The organism is Snodgrassella alvi, assembly GCF_002777745.1.
GTDB classification, from domain to species: Bacteria; Pseudomonadota; Gammaproteobacteria; order Burkholderiales; family Neisseriaceae; genus Snodgrassella; species Snodgrassella alvi_D.
Genome location: NZ_MEIO01000063.1, coordinates 16,253 through 34,404 on the forward strand (window position 1 = coordinate 16,253; position 18,152 = coordinate 34,404).

21 protein-coding genes are annotated in these 18,152 nt (G+C 44.2%); all 21 read left to right on the plus strand.

What is annotated here, in order from left to right; all coding sequences use genetic code 11:
- The first annotated feature begins 7 nt into the window (after positions 1-7).
- Positions 8-1,327 carry a phage major capsid protein gene (locus BHC51_RS11395; protein ID WP_100154066.1) on the plus strand — a complete coding sequence of 440 codons (1,320 nt, stop codon included), beginning with the start codon at positions 8-10 and terminating at the stop codon, positions 1,325-1,327.
- Positions 1,328-1,480: 153 nt separating this feature from the next.
- The gene (locus tag BHC51_RS11400; RefSeq protein WP_180296496.1) at positions 1,481-1,786 is read left to right on the plus strand and encodes a hypothetical protein; all 306 of its coding nucleotides are present in this window, start codon (positions 1,481-1,483) and stop codon (positions 1,784-1,786) included.
- Positions 1,761-3,182: a phage portal protein gene (locus tag BHC51_RS11405; protein ID WP_100154067.1), complete on the plus strand. Its 1,422-nt coding sequence runs from the start codon at positions 1,761-1,763 to the stop codon at positions 3,180-3,182. The genes BHC51_RS11400 and BHC51_RS11405 overlap by 26 nt, the downstream gene beginning before the upstream one ends.
- Complete coding sequence (locus BHC51_RS11410; RefSeq protein ID WP_100154068.1) at positions 3,179-3,469, plus strand: head-tail connector protein; 291 nt, start codon at positions 3,179-3,181, stop codon at positions 3,467-3,469. The genes BHC51_RS11405 and BHC51_RS11410 overlap by 4 nt, the downstream gene beginning before the upstream one ends.
- Before the next feature lies 1 nt (position 3,470).
- The gene (locus BHC51_RS11415; RefSeq protein WP_100154069.1) at positions 3,471-3,788 is read left to right on the plus strand and encodes a phage head closure protein; all 318 of its coding nucleotides are present in this window, start codon (positions 3,471-3,473) and stop codon (positions 3,786-3,788) included.
- Positions 3,789-3,806: 18 nt separating this feature from the next.
- Positions 3,807-4,463 (plus strand): hypothetical protein, encoded by a 657-nt coding sequence (locus tag BHC51_RS11420; protein ID WP_100154070.1) that lies wholly within the window; start codon positions 3,807-3,809, stop codon positions 4,461-4,463.
- A gap of 70 nt (positions 4,464-4,533) precedes the next feature.
- The gene (locus BHC51_RS11425) at positions 4,534-5,061 is read left to right on the plus strand and encodes a hypothetical protein (RefSeq protein ID WP_100154071.1); all 528 of its coding nucleotides are present in this window, start codon (positions 4,534-4,536) and stop codon (positions 5,059-5,061) included.
- Positions 5,033-5,374, plus strand: a complete 342-nt coding sequence (locus tag BHC51_RS11430) for a DUF3168 domain-containing protein (RefSeq protein ID WP_100098626.1) — start codon at positions 5,033-5,035, stop codon at positions 5,372-5,374. Before BHC51_RS11425 ends, BHC51_RS11430 begins: the two co-directional genes overlap by 29 nt.
- A 63-nt stretch (positions 5,375-5,437) precedes the next feature.
- Positions 5,438-6,079, plus strand: coding sequence for a phage tail protein (locus BHC51_RS11435; RefSeq protein WP_100154072.1), 642 nt, complete (start codon positions 5,438-5,440; stop codon positions 6,077-6,079).
- A 55-nt stretch (positions 6,080-6,134) separates the two neighbouring features.
- Positions 6,135-6,452, plus strand: coding sequence for a phage tail assembly chaperone (locus BHC51_RS11440; RefSeq protein WP_100154073.1), 318 nt, complete (start codon positions 6,135-6,137; stop codon positions 6,450-6,452).
- Between the two features lie 17 nt (positions 6,453-6,469).
- Positions 6,470-6,769, plus strand: coding sequence for a DUF1799 domain-containing protein (locus tag BHC51_RS11445; protein ID WP_257384815.1), 300 nt, complete (start codon positions 6,470-6,472; stop codon positions 6,767-6,769).
- The gene (locus BHC51_RS11450) at positions 6,762-10,820 is read left to right on the plus strand and encodes a phage tail length tape measure family protein (protein WP_100154074.1); all 4,059 of its coding nucleotides are present in this window, start codon (positions 6,762-6,764) and stop codon (positions 10,818-10,820) included. The genes BHC51_RS11445 and BHC51_RS11450 overlap by 8 nt, the downstream gene beginning before the upstream one ends.
- Positions 10,817-11,299: a DUF1833 family protein gene (locus BHC51_RS11455; RefSeq protein ID WP_100154075.1), complete on the plus strand. Its 483-nt coding sequence runs from the start codon at positions 10,817-10,819 to the stop codon at positions 11,297-11,299. Before BHC51_RS11450 ends, BHC51_RS11455 begins: the two co-directional genes overlap by 4 nt.
- Complete coding sequence (locus tag BHC51_RS11460) at positions 11,296-11,679, plus strand: nitrite transporter (RefSeq protein ID WP_100154076.1); 384 nt, start codon at positions 11,296-11,298, stop codon at positions 11,677-11,679. Before BHC51_RS11455 ends, BHC51_RS11460 begins: the two co-directional genes overlap by 4 nt.
- Entirely contained in the window at positions 11,676-14,777 is a 3,102-nt protein-coding gene (locus tag BHC51_RS11465; RefSeq protein WP_100154077.1) for a host specificity factor TipJ family phage tail protein, read from the plus strand. Before BHC51_RS11460 ends, BHC51_RS11465 begins: the two co-directional genes overlap by 4 nt.
- A gap of 2 nt (positions 14,778-14,779) precedes the next feature.
- Positions 14,780-15,700, plus strand: coding sequence for a hypothetical protein (locus BHC51_RS11470; protein WP_100154078.1), 921 nt, complete (start codon positions 14,780-14,782; stop codon positions 15,698-15,700).
- Entirely contained in the window at positions 15,690-16,253 is a 564-nt protein-coding gene (locus tag BHC51_RS11475; RefSeq protein ID WP_100154079.1) for a hypothetical protein, read from the plus strand. Before BHC51_RS11470 ends, BHC51_RS11475 begins: the two co-directional genes overlap by 11 nt.
- A gap of 17 nt (positions 16,254-16,270) precedes the next feature.
- Positions 16,271-16,696 (plus strand): hypothetical protein, encoded by a 426-nt coding sequence (locus BHC51_RS11480; RefSeq protein ID WP_100154080.1) that lies wholly within the window; start codon positions 16,271-16,273, stop codon positions 16,694-16,696.
- A gap of 38 nt (positions 16,697-16,734) precedes the next feature.
- A complete protein-coding gene (locus tag BHC51_RS11485; RefSeq protein WP_100100485.1) occupies positions 16,735-17,211 on the plus strand; it encodes a hypothetical protein in 477 nt (158 codons plus the stop codon).
- Positions 17,208-17,543, plus strand: a complete 336-nt coding sequence (locus tag BHC51_RS11490; protein WP_143558849.1) for a hypothetical protein — start codon at positions 17,208-17,210, stop codon at positions 17,541-17,543. The genes BHC51_RS11485 and BHC51_RS11490 overlap by 4 nt, the downstream gene beginning before the upstream one ends.
- A 164-nt stretch (positions 17,544-17,707) precedes the next feature.
- The gene (locus tag BHC51_RS11495) at positions 17,708-18,139 is read left to right on the plus strand and encodes a M15 family metallopeptidase (protein WP_100154093.1); all 432 of its coding nucleotides are present in this window, start codon (positions 17,708-17,710) and stop codon (positions 18,137-18,139) included.
- Positions 18,140-18,152: the final 13 nt, after the last annotated feature.

Genomic DNA, 18,152 nt, shown 5'->3' on the forward strand with positions numbered 1-18,152 from the left:
TTTAATTATGACTATTGAAGAACAAATTAATGCGGTCAAGGCTAAGATTAAAGAAAATCGGGATTTGATAGCCAAGACTGTAGGCGAGGCTGTAGAGAAAGGGCTCACGCCATCCGAGGAGCAGGAGGCTGTTATCACCAAGGCTGAGGATGAAATTAAGGTATTGGAGCTTAATCTGGCGAGACTGGAGAAAAATCACGCTACAGCAAATCAGGTAGCTGAAACAACTACGCCGGCTAAAGGGGATACTGTAGCGGAGGGAGTGCAATCAACCGCGGGTAATAATGTAACGGTTAAGTCTAATCTACCTAAAGGTATTGGATTCGCACAATTTGCGCGCGCTAAAATGATTGCTGCACTGGAGGCTAAAAAGGGTAACTATATTTCACCGGCAGCAGCTGCTAAAAATCTAGGGTTTAATGAGGATGTAATTAAATACATAGAAAAAGCGACATTAGGTACAACCACAGATAGCGGTTTTGCCGCACCGCTTGTTGAGCGAGATACGTTTCACGGTGAGTTTATTGAGTTGCTACGCAATGAAACTATTTTTGATAAATTGAAAGGTTACCGTTCAGTACCGTTTAATGTAAAAATCAATGGGCAAGCAACAGGCGGTTCGGCTTCTTGGGTGGGTGAGGGTAAGAAAAAACCTCTAACCAATCCTACTTTCGAATCAATTGAGATAAAAGAGCATAAACTTGCCGCTATCACCGTCTATACACAAGAGTTAATACGGCGCGCCGATCCTGCTGTTGATAAGTTAGTACTAGATGATTTGCTAAAAGCCACCGCCGCGCTTATTGATGACACCTTTTTAGGTAATGGCACGCAAACTGATACTGCGCCTGCGGGTATGTTATTTGGTGTCACTGCCCAAATTCCAACCGGCAAATCTGCCTCGGATTATGAAAAAGATATCCTAGGATTACTGCAAACGTTTATTGAAAAGAACTTATCCGCGGATGGTAGTTACCTGATAATGTCGGAAACAAGAGCTATGCAGATTGCGATTTTGCGTGATGCACTAGGGAATACTTACTTTCCCGGTATGAGTCTCAACGGTGCGCGTAATCTGCTGGGCATCCCTGTTGTTACCAGTCAAATTGCTGGCAATAAAATCACCCTGATTAAAATGTCAGAAATATTGGTTGCTCAAGATGGTGGCGTTGATGTGTCCTATAGTGATCAGGCAACGCTCACTGACGGTGATAAAACGCATAATTTGTGGCAGGAAAATAAATTTGCTGTTCGTGTAGAGAAATTTATTACATGGGCAAAACGTCGACCAATTGCTGCTGCGTTTCTTGACTATACTAACGTTTAAAAAACAAAGGCGACTTCGGTCGCCTTTTTCTTGGATTTTATATGGAAATTAAATACTTAAAAGATATGCATGATGCAGCGGTAGGCGAGGTTAAAGATGTCAAAACAGAATACGCTTTAATTTTAATTAAGCTTGGCGTTGCGGTTTGGGCTGATGCTGGTGCTGATGCTGGTGCTGGTGCTGATGCTGATGCTGATGCTGATGCTGGTGCTGATGCTGATGCTGGTGCTGATGCTGATGCTGGTGCTGATGCTGGTGCTGGTGCTGATGCTGATGCTGGTGCTGATGCTGATGCTGGTGCTGATGCTGATGCTGGTGCTGATGCTGATGCTGGTGCTGATGCTGGTGCTGGTGCAGGTGCTGATGCTCGAAAAAGTAAAGGCGCAGGTGCAAAGAAATCCAAATAACCACATAGAAACGTCATGGTGGGAAAATGAGCTGGCTAAAACGATTGTTTAGAAAGAAATCCTCACCTAAAGCTGGTGGTGGTTGGCAGTCAATATGTGAATCTGCTCGGGGTCCATGGCAATTTGGAATGAGAATGGACCCGGAAGATGTAAATAGCTTTTTTGCGGTTTTTGCGTGTATTTCGAAAATATCACAGGATATTAGTAAATTACCTTTGCTCACTAAGATAATTAGCGATGGTGTATGGCAGACACAGGAATTAAAAGGATATGACTTTATCTTGAAGCCTAATCACTACCAGACGCTACAACAATTTTTTGAGCGATGGGTGCAATCAAAGCTATTTAAGGGTAATACCTATGTGTATAAAGAGCGGGATATATACGGAAAGGTAAAAAATTTGCATGTATTACATCCCGACAGAGTGCAGCCCTTGGTTGCAGATAATGGAGAGGTTTATTATCAAATAGCTAACGACAGGTTAAGCATGATAGGCGACAGCCCCATTATTTTGCCGGCGAGTGAGGTTATACACGACCGCTGGAATTGCTTTTACCACCCGCTAGTAGGTTTATCACCCGTCGTGGCATGCAAGGTGTCAGTAGATAACGGGCTTGCTATACAGGCAAACAGCAGAACATTTTTTAAGAATCAGTCGCGCCCATCTGGAATATTAACAACGCCGGGGTCAATCAGTGAAGAGACGGCAAAGTTGATTAGGGAGCGATGGAATTCAGCTTATGGCGGGCAAAATCAAGGCGGTACAGCTGTTCTTGGCGATGATATGAAATATCAGACCGTAACAATGTCTGCTGCGGATTCTCAACTTATTGAGCAATTGCGTCTTTCTGCTGAAATAGTATGCAGTGCTTTTAAAATGCCGCCTTTCCTTATTGGGCTGGCCTCTTTGCCTAATAACATGAAGGTAGAAGATTTGAATGAAATCTACTATTCAGGTTGTTTGCAGACTCTGATTGAGGCAATAGAAAATCTGCTTACACAAGAGGTTGTAACAGACAAAAAGGTTAGCATTGAATTTGACCTTGATTCTTTAATAAGGATGAATAGTACAACCTTAATGGGGATGTTAAAAGAAGGGGTAAGTTCAGCGCTTATGACTCCCAACGAGGCGCGCCAGCGTATTGGTTTGTGTCCTGTTGAGGGGGGTGATACGCCTTATTTACAGCAGCAAAACTTTTCATTAAGCGCCTTGGCTAAACGCGACGCCAAGGAAGACCCTTTTGCTGGCAAAACTGCGAAAAACATGCCCGCTGAATCAGAAATAGCTTTCAAAGCAGCGTATGCTGGGGTTTTTAACAAGGAAGTGGCTTATTTAAAAGGGCAGTTTGTTACAAAGAGTGGTTCATTGTGGGCTGTTTTAAATGATCATTGCGGTAATTTTGACCACGCCAATTTTAAATTATGCTCTAAGGACTGGATAAAATGAGTATTGTGGCTTTAAATGAAATAAAACAACACTTGCGTTACGATGATAGTGAGAGTGATGCTATTCTTGAGCAGTATATTAACGCTGCCGAGGCCTTTATTAAGCAATACCTGAACCAGCCCGATGTTGATTTATCCAATATAGCTATTAAACAAGCGGCTTTGTTGCTGATTGGTCACTGGGACGCTGACAGAAACGGGGGTTCAAGTGAATTGCCAAACGGCCAGCACCTGCCATCTGCGGTATTGGCACTGCTGGAACCGTTTCGTATGCCGCTGGTGGTGTGATATGCGTGCAGGGCTGTTAAGAACGCGCATAACCATTTTGCAACCAGTTAGCAACAAGGATGCGAATGGTGCGGTAATTCATGATTGGGCTGAGTTTGGGAAATTATGGGCGGATGTACGTAATAAATCAGGGATTGAAACCATTAAGGCAGACAAGGTAACTGGTATTGTCAGGGTAAGCATCAGGGTTCGGTACAACACTAAATTAAACAATGCTATGCGTGTCATTGTTAATAATGTAATTTATAATATCAAGGCAGTAATGCATGACGTAAATTCACGTGAGTACACGGATTTGATTTGTGAAACTGTTACCTGACAACCTAAAGGATGAAATATGAGAAAATTTTTTATCTGTTTATTCTTAATGCTGCCTTTAATAAGTAATGCTTATCCGGTTTATCCAAAAGAAGCGGAATTGCTGCAATCATATGAACTCGGCGAGTTTATCAAGATGTTTATGCAAGTCCCTGTTGGGGCAAGTGGTAAAGGCTATATTGATTGGGATACATACGCAGATAATGAGAATTTCATTTGGGAAACTGATGGGGTTGATAGCGACGAGACAGAGGATAACGGAACAGTTTATTTTCGCAAGGCAATGGTAAGAATTAATGTTAATGGGGTTAAACCGCTAGTATTGAAAAAAAATTGGTCAGAAATGGCTTGGAATGTGCGGTATTTAGCATACGATAATCCTAAATTTGGGGTTGAGAGTGTTTATATTGATAATGAGTGCTTTGCCTATGACACACAAAACTGTGTATTGCCGCCACAAAAGTCATTTGAAAAAGCAAATATAAAATATAAGAAAATCTGTCAAGCCGACAGAATGGCGAGCGGTAAAATCGTAGGTTACGAGCTAAGCTTAGATAGATTTAGAAAGGTTTATTTATCATACGAAACTAGCGCAGGTTCTGGTGGAGAAAGTGCATTTTATGAGCTGCATTTCAGCAAACCTAAGAAGCTTTGTGATACGGGGGAGGAAGAATAAAGAATTGTTATTATTTGATTATGTAACAAATTCAAGCCAGCCTAGTGCTGGCTATTTTATTGGAGCGTTTATGCTTAAATTAGATGTTGATTTATCTGAATTGAATAACCAATTAGACGGTATTTCTGACAGAGTGCAAAAGAATCTAAGGCGGGCGGTGTATGAGGGGGCAGTTCTAATCAGGGATGAGGCGATTAAGCTGGCGGGAGTTAGTAAAAAGCCGCATATTTTTCGCTCCGGTCGCTTGGACAGGGATACAGGCAAAATGGTTTGGGATGGTACGCCGTACGAGTTTAATCCCGGTGACTTGAAAAAAAGTATTTATATCGCTTTTGCCAAGGATAAGAGTATTGAGGGTGAGCGTGTGGAATATGATATTTCATTCCGTAAAAACACTTCGTATGGTGTACCGGGGCAGAGTGTACCTTATGCGTACTGGCAAGAATTGGGTAGGGCGATAGAGTATGGTGGTCCCAAAGTAATTGCGCACCCTTTTTTACGCCCAGCTTTTGACGAAAAGAGAGTACAGGCAACGGCGTTAATAACTAAAGCATTACAGGACGCGGCAAATGGAAAAACAGCTAATAATGGCGATTAACGCTGCTTTGCCTAATATCCCTGTTTACTGGGGTTTTGCAAATGATGCAGCGCAAGCACCATTTATTGTCTTGCAGTGGGTAGGTGGTGCAGGGTATTTGTTTATGGATTATCAGACTTCGGGCGGTTTTGAGCGACGTTTGCAAGTAGCCGCTTGGGCAGAAACGTATATAGCTGCAAATGAGTATATTCGGGCAATTCAAGAGGCACTACTGCGCTTACCGGTAGTTAGTGCCATTGATGCACCTATAGATACCTATGATTATGAGATGTCGGTTTATGGCAGTCACATGGATTTTACGGTGATTACCTGAAATAAACCGGTTAATTTGTTATACGGCCTTGTGGCCGTTTTTTTATTTATTGAGAGGTGCAATATGGCAGCACAATTGCCTGATGGTTCTAAACTTTATATTGAAAAAGGCCGCGATACTCCGATTAGTATTACCAGTATAAGCAATGCTAATCCGGCGGTTGCAACGGCAGCTAATCATACTTTGGCTACTGGAGATTATATTGAGCTTGTAAGTGGCTGGAGCGGCATCACAATGCGCATTGTCCGTGTTGGTAAAGTAACTAAAGATACGTTTGACCTAGAGGGTATTAACACAAGTAAGGTTGAGGATTTCCCAGTTGGCGGCGGCAAGGGTAGCGCACGCAAGATTCTTGAGAGAGTGCAGATTACACAGGTGCTGGAGTTTAATACTTCTGGTGGTGAGCAGCAGTATGCTACTTTCCAGTTTCTGGAAGATAATTTTGAGCGGAAGTTGCCTACCATCACATCTGCGCAATCAATTGATCTTGGCATTGCCGATGACCCTACGCTTGATGGTTACAAAGCGCTTAAAGAGGCTAAGGACAATCGCGGGAATTATGCAGTATTTCTGGAATTGTGCAGCGGCTCAACTATTGCGTATAACGCGGCAGTGTCATTAAACGAGACGCCAAAAGTCAATAAGGGCAATGTAATGCAGATTAACGCTAATCTGTCGCTACAAGCCCTCCCAATGCGCTATTAATTCTATTTTACACAATCAAGCCAGCCTAGTGCTGGCTATTTTATTGAGGTCAGCTATGAAACTAACATTAACCCCCAATCCAACTTTTACTTGTGTTGTTGATATCCATGTACCGGGCGAGCAGGAAAAAGGGCAGGTAAGAATTACTTACAAGGCCATGAGCCAGCCCGAGGCAGCAAAGTTTTTTGATAATGCAGTCGAGAAAAATCTTAGTCCTTACGAAATTGTCAAAGACTTGGTTGCAGGTTGGGATTTAGACGAAGCATTTACGCTAGATAACTTGAAACAGCTTACCGATAATTATTTTGGTGCAGCGAATGCGCTTTTAGATACCTATATGAGGGAGCTGACCAATAACCGCGTGGGAAACTAAAAGCCGCCGCCCGCGCATTGTATGCGAAGTCGGCATCTGAAGCTGAGCTGGCCGCTTTTGGATTTAAACCGTCTGATTTTAACGAAGAAGTCTTAATCTGGCCGGAGAATTTTGAGGTGGTTAAGCTGTTTACGAAATTGTCGACACAATGGCGTGTGGCAGCAGGCGGCGCAACTGGACTGGATTACAGCGCGGTATACGCGTTATTCAAAATGCATCGGATTAAGAAGAAGCGATATAAATCCCTGCTGGCGGATATTGCAGTGATGGAATCAGCGGCATTGGATGAGATGTATAAGGATGTAAAACATGGCTGAAAACAGAACGAACATACGCATCAGCGGGGATGTGAGTGATTTAAAGGCATCTGTTGAATCCGCAAAGCGGTCGTTAGCAGGGCTGGGAGACGCCGCAGCCCAGACAGGCAAAAAGGCGCAGCAAAGCGGTAATCAGGCGACCGACAGTTACCGTAAAGTAAGTAATAGTGCTAAAAAAGCCGGTGATGATGCTGATGCCGCAAGTAAAAAGATGGAGCGTTCAGCTAACTCGCTGCGGGCATCTATTGAGCGGACGATTGCTGTTCAGGAGGCTGGCGGTCGTAATACCAGTAATTTTTTTCGATCACTATTAACTCAGCGCGGTTTAGATTCTGGTCAATACGCCCGTCAGTTTGAGCCATTGTTAAAACGGTTGGATGAGCTTAATAATGCAGCCAAAAAAACAGCGGAAACCATCAACAAGGCGAGTGATGCAACCGAAAATGCAGCCAAACGCTACGAGGATATCATCCGGCGCACTATTGCTGCACAGGAGGCAGGAGGCCGCAGCACCAGTGGTTATTTTAAGTCATTAATAGAACAAGAGGGCTTAGACCCTAAGCGGTTTGATGGGCTGTTTAATCGCCTTGATGAGGTTAATGCTGCCTCTAAGAAAGCAAGTGACGAAACGGAGGTTAACGCTCGAAAAATCGAGGCGTCAATTCAACGTATTGTTGCCGCAGAAACAGCTGGGGGTCGTTCTAACCGTAAGTATTTTGAAACATTGGCGCAGCAAAGCGGCTTAGACACCAAACGGCTTGACCCCTTACTAAAACAACTGGATGAAGTTAATAGCAACTCCAGAAAAATTGCGGAGGCAAGGGAGGCGGATTCGAAGAAAATTGAAGCGTCAATCCAGCGTATTATCAACGCAGAAACGGCCGGTACACTTTCTAATCGTCAGTATTTTGAATCTTTGATAAACCAGCGCGGCTTAGACCCTAAGCGCTTTGACCCGCTATTACAGAAACTAGATGCGCTGGATAAGCGAACTAAAGGGCTGACAATCAGTTATGGGCAATATCAGAATGCGTTGCGCATGGCTCCGATGCAATTTACCGATATTGTTACTCAGCTAGCAGGTGGTCAAAATCCTTTCCTTATTGCTATTCAACAAGGGGGGCAGTTACGCGATAGCTTTGGCGGATTTGGCAACATGTTTAAGGGCTTGGCAAGCATGATTACCCCTACCCGATTGGCTATTGGTGGGCTGGTTGGTGTTATTGGTGCGGTAGGGGCGGCCTTTATTCAAGGCGGCAAAGAGTCTAATGCTTTTCGCAAGGCTGTAATTCTAGCTGGGGGTGCGTCTTCTGTAACTGCTGGACAGCTACAGATGATGGCTTCGAGAATCGGTGATAGTACGGGAGCGTATAGCGAAGCACGAGAAGCTTTAATGAGTTTGGCTAGTAGTGGCGCAGCAGTTAGCGAAACATTCGAGATGGTTGCCACGGTCATTGCTTACAATAGTGAGATGACCGGCCAAAAGGTTGAAGATTTGGTTAAACAGTTTGCCAGAATTAAGGAAGACCCAGTAAAAGCGGTTGTCGAACTGTCGCAAAACTATGACACCATGACTGTAGCAGTTTATGAACAGGCTAAGGCACTGGTTGAAGTAGGTAGAAAGGGTGATGCGGTTATTCTGATACAGAATAAACTAGCCAAAGGCGTAGAGGATGCGGGCAGGAGAACGTGGGCTAGTGCCAACATGATGGCAAAGGGCTGGTTAACTGTCAAAAAAGCCGCAGAAATGGCTTGGGATGCGATGAAGGGGATCGGGAGGGAAGACCCGCTAGAAAAGCAGTTGCAAAGTGTATTACAGCAAATTGCGAAGCTTGAGGCACAAAAAAAAGGTGATTCTTTTTTTGGAACTGCCTATGACGATGATATTGCTAAGCTGAAAAAAGAGGCAGTCGAAATTCAGCGGAAAATTAAGTCTGATAGTGATGCTCAGAAAGCGCGCCAGCAGCAGGCCGAAGCAGTAGCCAAGCGCGCAGAAATGGACAAACAAGCCGACAGCGTCATCAAAGCCAACCAGACGCCAGTAGAGCGCATTGACGAGCAGATAAAGCAGGCGCGTGAACTGGAGAAATACTATCGTTCAATTAAAGATGACAAAATCGCCGCAAACAAAGCGGATCAGATAGCATTAGATATTGGGCGAATGCAAAAAGACCGTGCCGAAGCAGTTAAAAAAGCCAATGAAAAGGGTAAACGTAAACGTAGCCAGTCGTTAATGAATGATACTGTGCGTGCACAGGCAAAACGATACAACTACGCGATGAAAGAACGGCAGTACGGTTTGCCGACTGGGGTATTGGCTGCTATATCTATGCAGGAATCGCGTGGTAATGTTAACGCATTATCCCCCAGTGGAGCGCGCGGACTATTTCAATTTATGCCTGATGCCGCACGTCGCTTTGGTGTTAATGTTCGTGACCCAGTGTCATCGGCAGAGGGTGCTGCTAAATACTTGAACTACCTATTAAAGTTCTTTAAAGGTGATTTAGCTAAAGCTATTACTGCATACCATTCTGGTGAGGGGAATGTTAGTCAAGGTAAGATAGGTCCAATAGGACGATCTTATGCCCCATCAGTAATTAAACGCATGGCGGCTTATAACAATCAGGCTGATGATGGTAGCGCGGATTACGTTAAAGATTATTTGCGCGAGTATGAAGAGATAGCCAAAAAACGCCTAGATATAGTCAAGCAGTTTTATACCAGCCGAGAAAAGCTTGATGCAGAATATCAGGAGCGACTCGAAAAAATCGATGAAGCAGGTTTTGATGCTGATACGCGGCAGAAATATCTGGAATTGGCCAAGCAGGATTATAACCGCGATGTTGCAGCCTACGAAGAGGCGCAGCGGCGTAAGTTAGAATCAGCATGGGATTTTACCAAGGATGCCATTCAGTTAACACATGAAAGAGCGGAGGCTGAACGGAAAGAAATTGAGCTAAACAAAGAGTTAACCCAATCGCAAAAGGATGAGTTGCTCAATGCCTCTAAAGCCCACGAAAAAAGCGATGTGCTGGCGTACCTTGGAATTGATGAGGTTAATCAGGCAGTACAGCAGTTAAAGATGCTACAGCGTGAACTTGGAATGGGAAACCTTTCCGCTCATCGCTATAAATCCATGTTTGACAACATCGGGATTAATCGCAGTTTTAAAGAGGCTAAAAAATGGGGTAAGCAGGAAGCCCCCTTTGATGACCTGAAAGAGCAGTATGAAAACTATCAGGAAAGCATTACTAATTTTTATGATGTGCAAATTGAGCTGGCTCAAGGTAATGCTGACAAGATAGTGGAAATTGAACGCAAGAAACAGGAAGACTTAGCCAGCCTGAATGAAACTTATCAGCAGCAAAGTCTAACTGCGCAACTTGGTTATGGAGAGCAGATAGTTGGCAGCATGTCTTCTATGTTAGAGGAGTCAGTTGGTAAGCATTCTGCGGCATATCGACTTATGTTTGCTACGCAAAAGGCTTTCGCCATCGCTAGTTCAGTTATCGCTATACAAAATGCTATTGCTCAGGCATCTGCCGCGCCGTTCCCATCAAATTTGGCAGCAATGGCAACGGTGGCAGCAGAAACTGCAAACATCGTATCCAGTATTGCAGCGGTGTCTGCTGGGTTTTCCAGTGGTGGTTATACAGGAGATGGTGGTAAGTATGAACCAGCCGGCATAGTGCATAGAGGTGAGTTTGTCTTGAATCAAACTGATGTACGTAATATGGGGGGGGTGGCTGGTATTGAGCGTTTACGCGCCCTTGCTGGAGGAAACAGCAGGGGCTATGCCGATGGAGGTGCTGTTGGGCGTAGTGTTATTAGTAATATGACCGCCAATCCCGCTATAGCAATGGGTGGCGTACATCAAACCATTACGGTAAATGGTAATCCTGACAACGCTACTATGCAGGCAATAGAAAATGCAGCCAAACGAGGTGCGCAAATGGGTTACCAACAGGTTGCAAGACATCTTGCTACTGGACAGGGTGATGTAAGCAAGGCGTTAAAAGGCGGCTGGACAACTAGCAGGAAACTATCATGACGATATTAAATCGGCTTTACGCTAGCTCGGGTAGCGAAATTATTTACGGAACGGTGCAGATTGATGTTGGCACGACTTCGTATTATCTGGTTAAGGGTTGGGATGATATTTGCTGTACGCTTGAAAATGGTCAGATGGTGGACTTCGTGGCGGCCGCAATAGATTTGGCATTGCCAGCGCGTAATAAGGACGGTACGCAGGATTTAAAACTTGTCATCGGCAATATTGAGGGCATTGTGTCATCACAAATCCGCGCCAGCCTAAATGCGCTGGAAAACGCCACCATTACCTATCGCACTTATGTTTCAACTGATTTAACCGCGCCAGCAGCCAAGCCGTTCACATTAGCCGTTAAAAGTGGATTCTGGACGGCTGAACAGGTGCAAATAACCGCCGGCTATTTGAATGTTCTTGATACGGCGTGGCCGCGCTATCGTTACACATTGGCTGATTTCCCGGGGTTGAGGTATATAACATGAGTTTTAATGCAGATCGTTACAGAGCAGTTATCTGGACAAAAGGCGGGCGGGATTTTCCTGCCCTCGATTGTTTTGGCTTAATCAATGAGGTGAGGCGGGATTTAAACCTGCCGGTATGGCCTGATTTTGCTGGTGTGACTAAAGACAATGGCGGGTTAGACGCCAATGCTCGGCTGATGTTTGAACGGTTGGAGAAATGTCAGCCACAAGCAGGGGCGGGAGTGGCTTGTTATTCTGGCGGCGTGGTTGATCATGTGGCGGTTGTGGTTGAGTTAAACGGCCTGTTACATGTTGCAGAATGCAATCCCCGGACGAATGTGACCTTTTTGCCGCTGCAACGCTTTGCAAGGCGGTTTTACAGGGTGGAGTACTGGCGATGATTAGAATTTATCCTAGTCGGCTTAAGGGAGAGCCAATAGAAACCCATCAGCACCAAAAAACCAGTTTAGCCGACTGGTTTTTTTTCAATGTGGACGGTTTTGATCTGGATAGAGAGCACCCTATCGTTATTGAGGTAAACTGTGTCGAGATTGCGCCGGATAAATGGCGCAATACCGTTATTGATGCTCAGGATGATGTAAGAATTTACCCTAAGCCATATGCTATTGGTGCGGGTGTATCAGCGTGGGTATACGCCTACTATGCAGTGGTGGCAGCAGTAGCCCTGTATTCGGTGTATATGATTCTTACTATGTCTTCACAAGGGGCGGCTAATACTAACACTAATGGCGACGGGTTAGAATTAAATCCTGCTAAAGCAAACTCGGCCAAACTGGGTGACCCTATCCGTGAAGTGTTTGGCCGGCAGCGGATTTATCCTGACTATGTAGTTCAGCCAGTTAATCGCTTTGTGCCCGGCAAGCCAGAAACTTATCGGGCACATTTATTTTTAAGCCTTGGTGTAGGGGAGTTTGAATTCACGAAAAACGATATTCGTATCGGGAATACACCAATAGCCGCGCTAGGCGGCGATGTTGAATATGCGGTTTATCCTCCGGGCGCAGATGTATCTAGTGATTTTCGCAGTGAAAATTGGTGGAGCTCAACCGAAGTAGGTGGAACCAGCTCCGGAGCCGGTTTGGATATGGCTTTAACTGCCCCTGACGGCAATACGGTTAGTGCGACCACGGCAACCGCATCTAGCTATACTGTATTCTTCGATATCTCAACTTCTGCTGATAAGGCTGATTTTAAGGACACATGGGTGGCGGGCAAGAACGTAAGGATGAAAATACCTGCGGATTTTTCTGTGCAAAGCCAGAATGGCTATAGTTTAATTACCGGCGATTCTTTGAAAGAATTAAATGCCTATGTGGGAATGCCTGTCACGTTATATATCGGCAAAAGTGGTTTTGATTTATTAATAGCAAGTTATCAAGATAGCAAAACTGATCCAGATACCCAAATAACCACCCCAATCACACCGCAGATTACACTCTCTTATGCGGATAATACCCCATTTCACGGACTGGGAGAGCGGCAGCAAAGGCTGAGTATCTCTCATCGTGGCTGCGAATACCGGATAAGAGAAGCCAATGGATTAACCGTAACTCTTGATAGAGTGATTGATGGTATTGTCGATAAAAATTGGACGGGTTTTATCCCCCGTACGGTTATGGATTTTATTGCCGATAATATCAACGATAAAGAGCGTTGGATTGGTCCCTTTCTGGCATGCCCTGAAAATGAAAAGGTGGATGCTATTGAGCTTAATTTTGCTTTTCCATCGGGAATTTGTGATTGGGACGATGAGGGACGAAAAGAACGCCAATCTGTGCTATGGGCAGTAGAGTACCGTTATGTCAACCAAACAAATTGGATTCATATTGAGGGTAAATGGTATGAAAAAAACGTAAACGGGTTAGGTTACACGCTAAGGTATAACTTTCCAGAACCGGGGTTAATCGAAGTACGCGCCCGCCGCCGTAATATCCAAAACGATGACGGCGCACATGACAGTATGTATTGGCAGGCTCTACGCGGACGACTACTTAAACGGCCGACTTCATATTCTGATGTCACCACGATAGGCATAACGATTACTACTGGTGGCAAGCTGGCCGCGCAATCAGACCGGCGGGTCAATATTGTAGCCACGCGCAAATACAACAATGGCAAAAGTCGCAGTATTTCCGGAGCACTTAAGCACGTTCTGGATAGCATTGGCTTGATTGATTATGACGCGGCAACTATTGATGAAATGGAGGCTAATTTATGGACGCCAAATAAGCAGTATTTTGATTGCCAAGTTGACAAAACCCAATCTGTACTAGATATGCTGCAAAAAATTTGCACCGCTGGCTTTGCTTATCCATTCCTTTCTGATGGAGTGGTAAGTGTAGGTTATGAGGGAGAAAAAAACTGGGTCGGTATGATTACCACTCAGGAAATGGCAGAACCTTTACAGACCAGTTTTACTGCGCCGTGCGCAGATGACTATGATGGTATAGATGTAACTTATATCAATAGTCGCACATGGTCGGAAGAAACAGTGCTATGCCGGCTTGATGACGTACCCAATCCCCAAAAGGTAGAATCATACAAGCTGGAGGGGGTGGTTAATGAAGATCAGGCATACCGGATTGGTATGCGCCGGTTAATGAAATATCGCTATCAGCGTTTGTCTTTTAGTTGCAAAACTGAAATGGATGCGCTTTGTTACAATTATGGCGACAGAATTATACTAACGGACGATATTCCCGGGCATAAAACCATAAGCTGCCTGATAACAGATATTAGGCGCGTTGATAACAATGCTCACATTCAGGTATCAGAGCTACTGGACTGGCAATACAGCAACCCAAAGATTTTAATTAGGTGGCAAGATGGCAGGGCGTCTGGCATTTTGCCTGTTCAGCAGATTAGTGGGGGATTCAGCACCCCGTGGCTGCCGGAATTTGAGGAAGTTATTCTCAATGATGCCGCAATTGAGCCACCTCGGGCAGTGTTCTGTGAATCCAAGCAGATTGGCTATGATGCAGTAATCGATAACATAGAGCCGGAGGAAGATGGGATTTGCACCATCACCGCGCATGAGTATCAACTTAGCTACTATGATTACGATGACGCTATATACCCTTTTGGCGACAAGAATTATCTGAGCTCAAAGCCTTACCCTTATGTAGACATCACTACTTTTGAGGCTGGTGCCAGTCTTTTTAGTATTGCTAACAAAACCATGCCCAACTGTGCACTCGGCGAAAATATTAATACTGGCGCGACGCTAGATAGTATTGTCATTCGCGACAACCTCAGCAAATACAGCGATGAACCGGAGAACATAAATGTGTCTGCTTCGCTTAAGCAGATTGGCATCAAGGAACTGTTGACACAGATATCGGCAAATGCGGAAAACTTTACCACAGCAGTAAACCTAGATTCAATATCAGTTAGAACGCTACTGGTTCAAGATAGGATGCCTGTTGAAAATATTACTATGGGTGTAAATTTAGATGTAATTACCATTAAGGATATATAGCAATGAATATTAATGCTAAAGCCCGCTTCGGCGGGCTGTTTCAATTTGAAGTGCGCAAATCGGGTACTGATGAAATAGTACAGAAAACAGGCTGGATGCCTAATCTTGTTCTAGATCAGGGTTTGGACTTCATGGCAACTGAGTATTGGTTTAATGGGTGCGCGGTAGGGACTGATGGGTCAAAGCCATACGCAACTCAAAACGGGCTTGGTGCGCAACATGCATATAAAAATAGTCATGATGCATATTGGTACGGGATATACAATAAGGATGGTGTTCTGTATTACTGGATGCGTAAACGTTTTCGCTTTGCGCCCGGTACATTTAATAAAACAACCTTGGCTGAGGTTGCTATTTTAAATAATTCGGGCAAGTGCTGGAATCGCGCCCTCATTACTGATGCGGACGGCAAACAGTCAACCATCACCTTGCTAAGCGATGAATATCTGGATGTGACTTGCGAAGTGCGTTGTTACCTTAGTCTGGAGGATGTTAATAGTACTGTAAACGTGGTTGATAAAAACAATGTTACCCTTATGGTTTTAAACACAATTACCCGTCCCGGTTCGGTTTCGAAGGGTTCCAGCCTTGCTAGTTCCCTTAATTCACCAATGAGTAATTGGCTTCAATTCAATGATGCAATGCTTGGGGGAAGCGCACTTGGCGATATTAATAGTGTTGTTAATGATGCTTATCGTAGTAAAGTAAGCATACAGCCTTATGTAAGTGGCAGCCACCAATGTACGGCAGATATTGAATTTGGGTTAGATAATGCTAACGATACGGATTACCGAGTATTCTCAACTGGTTCCCGAATGTTTCCCTCATGGCAGGTGGGGTTTTCCGAACCGATCAGAAAAACCAACTCGCAGACATTTATTTTCCGGGTAACTTTATCCTGGGGGAGGTTTAATGCTTCCTGATAATCAGCTATCTAACGAACCGATTACTGCATCATTCTATACCCCCATTAGACAATCGGTTTTTTTTGATTACGAACTGGGCGGTGCTGATTTTCAGGACAACAGCACCGGACTTGATTCCCATTTGTGGAAGTGTCGTTATACTCGTGATGGGCAGATACGTGTCTACAACAATATTGTTAGCTATGACGTTCTGACTCTGCTAAACGTAACAGAAATAGCTTTCGCGTTTGATATTAACATGCAGCCTGTTATTGCTTATAACCAGAATGCCATAACTCATCTGTATTTCTTTGACAGCATTGCCGCCCAATTTGCAACCATCGTACTAGGCAAGTTGGAACACCCTCGATTGTCACTAGATACGCGCGTTATCTCTCAAACCGATATTGCTGACGTCATCCTTGCTTATACTAAAAATGGTATTTTATGCATCAGATATCAGCGTGAAAGATATGGCGTAGAGCATCAACTAGGCATTGCCTCTGGTCGGTTGTGGCATTGTGGCATGATGAAAAATTACCGTTTTGGTTTTGTTTTCAGGCCAGAGTAATAAAGGAAAGGTTCGATATGGCAATGATACAGAAATGGCCGGCCAGACTGCCGGTTCCAGACGTAGATTACAGCTACTCGTTTAAATCGCCGTTTGTGCGCACAACCTTAAGCAGTGGTAGAGCTAGACAGCGCCGAATCTCCAATAACTCACCCACAGAAGTGCAAGTGACATGGAAAATCAAATGGGCAGATATGGCAGACTTTCGTTATTTTGTACATGAGATAGTCGGCAAGCAATCTGGGTGGGGGTTTTTTCTAACACCGCTGGCATTTGAAGAACATAAAAAATTAGTTAAGGCGAGATTTATTAATTCCGATCAGCCGTATGAAGCGGTTAATGATTCCAACGTCTTTTGGGTGGTTTCGGCTAAACTGGAAACCTATGATGCTAGCCTGATCACATATGATGAGTTCATAAAACGCAATCCCGAATTTAGTTAAGCCCTCAGAAGAGGGCATTTTTATGGAGTAAATTCACCATGCTTAAAGCATTTAAATGGTTGCATTGGGTAATTGACTTACGCTTTTTGCCAGACAAATTACAGATTTGGTTATTTGGCACTGGTACCCGAATAATTGAGGTACTAAGTGGCCTTGCTATGCTGGGGTTTGCCACAGTATTTGCACTACACGGCGAAGAAATGATTAAAGAGGATTTATATGAAAAATTCTTACATCTTCACCCTAAAATATTCGTGGCGATTTTGATATTTGTCGCGATTGGGCAGCTATTTGCTGCCTTTTTTCATTCCAGCCGTAGCAATATCATATCTGGGTGTTTCCTGCTCTGGTCGGCTTTAATCTGGGTTGTTGTATCCGGTACTTTTATTGCCGCATACCCGCCTTTATCCACAGGCATGACAACATACCCAATCATTGCCATTATCTGCGCCCTTGCCGGCAGGAATCTAATCAAACACACCAAGCGGGTAGAAGACAAAAAAGGCGGTGAATGATGAACGAGGCTTTCACATTAGCCAACTGCTTTGCCCTCGCTGGTGGCTTTCTGGGCGCGCTGGTGGTGTCTGATTACAAACGCTATGGGACAGTACTAACAATTACATTCATCGTTATAGGCATGGTTTTTGCGGCAGCATTAACGGAATATTTCTTCACACAAGAACACCCGTGGCTATTTGCAGGTGCTGGTGTATTTGCCGGCATGGCTTCCACGTCTTTACTGGACGCATTCAAGGCTACCGCACCGAAAATGGCGCAAAAGCTGATTAATGCCGTTTGTAACAGGGCAGAGAAGATGATTGGAGATACGGACGACCGGCAGAAATAGGGGGCCGGTTATTTTCTATTAATAAAATTCATGCAAAAAAAGACTCACGCTGCAGCATGACTGCAGTTTTCTTCATTATAACATACTGATTAAAAATATTAATTTTTTAAATAAAAAGACAGCCATTTTTTGAACTGTCTTTTTTTTCATATAGGAATGGAATTATGTACAAACTAAGCCAGCGTTCTTTAAACAACCTGCAAGGGGTGGATACTAATCTTGTAAAGGTGGTTAAGCGAGCCATTGAAATTACTAAGCAGGATTTTATGGTAACTGAGGGCTTGCGCAGCCGTGAGCAGTGCTGCATTAATTATGGCAAGGGACGAACAGCGCAACAATGTTCTATAAAGGGGGTGCCGGCTAAATACGCCCAGCCAAGTTTAAGCAAAGTTACATGGCTAAATAACCCATTCGCCAGCAAACACACCACAGGCAAAGCCATAGATTTAGTGCCGTATCCGGTAGATTGGAATGATTTAAAGAAATTCCGGGTAATTGCCGAGGCTATGAAACATGCTGCCAATGAGCTTGGTGTAAAAATAAACTGGGGTGGAGATTGGGTAAAGACTAAAGATTACCCGCATTTTGAGGTGTAGCCATGAAAAACAT

Bases quoted from the DNA above. Each gene is read 5' to 3' on its own strand.
- BHC51_RS11455 (WP_100154075.1), top strand. From the start codon at position 10,817: ATGACGATATTAAATCGGCTTTACGCTAGCTCGGGTAGCGAAATTATT.
- BHC51_RS11475 (WP_100154079.1), top strand. From the start codon at position 15,690: ATGCTTCCTGATAATCAGCTATCTAACGAACCGATTACTGCATCATTC.
- BHC51_RS11430 (WP_100098626.1), top strand. From the start codon at position 5,033: ATGGAAAAACAGCTAATAATGGCGATTAACGCTGCTTTGCCTAATATC.
- BHC51_RS11400 (WP_180296496.1), top strand. From the start codon at position 1,481: ATGCTGGTGCTGATGCTGGTGCTGGTGCTGATGCTGATGCTGATGCTG.
- BHC51_RS11425 (WP_100154071.1), top strand. From the start codon at position 4,534: ATGCTTAAATTAGATGTTGATTTATCTGAATTGAATAACCAATTAGAC.
- BHC51_RS11495 (WP_100154093.1), top strand. From the start codon at position 17,708: ATGTACAAACTAAGCCAGCGTTCTTTAAACAACCTGCAAGGGGTGGAT.
- BHC51_RS11435 (WP_100154072.1), top strand. From the start codon at position 5,438: ATGGCAGCACAATTGCCTGATGGTTCTAAACTTTATATTGAAAAAGGC.
- BHC51_RS11405 (WP_100154067.1), top strand. From the start codon at position 1,761: ATGAGCTGGCTAAAACGATTGTTTAGAAAGAAATCCTCACCTAAAGCT.
- BHC51_RS11480 (WP_100154080.1), top strand. From the start codon at position 16,271: ATGGCAATGATACAGAAATGGCCGGCCAGACTGCCGGTTCCAGACGTA.
- BHC51_RS11460 (WP_100154076.1), top strand. From the start codon at position 11,296: ATGAGTTTTAATGCAGATCGTTACAGAGCAGTTATCTGGACAAAAGGC.
- BHC51_RS11485 (WP_100100485.1), top strand. From the start codon at position 16,735: ATGCTTAAAGCATTTAAATGGTTGCATTGGGTAATTGACTTACGCTTT.
- BHC51_RS11415 (WP_100154069.1), top strand. From the start codon at position 3,471: ATGCGTGCAGGGCTGTTAAGAACGCGCATAACCATTTTGCAACCAGTT.
- BHC51_RS11420 (WP_100154070.1), top strand. From the start codon at position 3,807: ATGAGAAAATTTTTTATCTGTTTATTCTTAATGCTGCCTTTAATAAGT.
- BHC51_RS11470 (WP_100154078.1), top strand. From the start codon at position 14,780: ATGAATATTAATGCTAAAGCCCGCTTCGGCGGGCTGTTTCAATTTGAA.
- BHC51_RS11465 (WP_100154077.1), top strand. From the start codon at position 11,676: ATGATTAGAATTTATCCTAGTCGGCTTAAGGGAGAGCCAATAGAAACC.
- BHC51_RS11440 (WP_100154073.1), top strand. From the start codon at position 6,135: ATGAAACTAACATTAACCCCCAATCCAACTTTTACTTGTGTTGTTGAT.
- BHC51_RS11410 (WP_100154068.1), top strand. From the start codon at position 3,179: ATGAGTATTGTGGCTTTAAATGAAATAAAACAACACTTGCGTTACGAT.
- BHC51_RS11450 (WP_100154074.1), top strand. From the start codon at position 6,762: ATGGCTGAAAACAGAACGAACATACGCATCAGCGGGGATGTGAGTGAT.
- BHC51_RS11490 (WP_143558849.1), top strand. From the start codon at position 17,208: ATGATGAACGAGGCTTTCACATTAGCCAACTGCTTTGCCCTCGCTGGT.
- BHC51_RS11395 (WP_100154066.1), top strand. From the start codon at position 8: ATGACTATTGAAGAACAAATTAATGCGGTCAAGGCTAAGATTAAAGAA.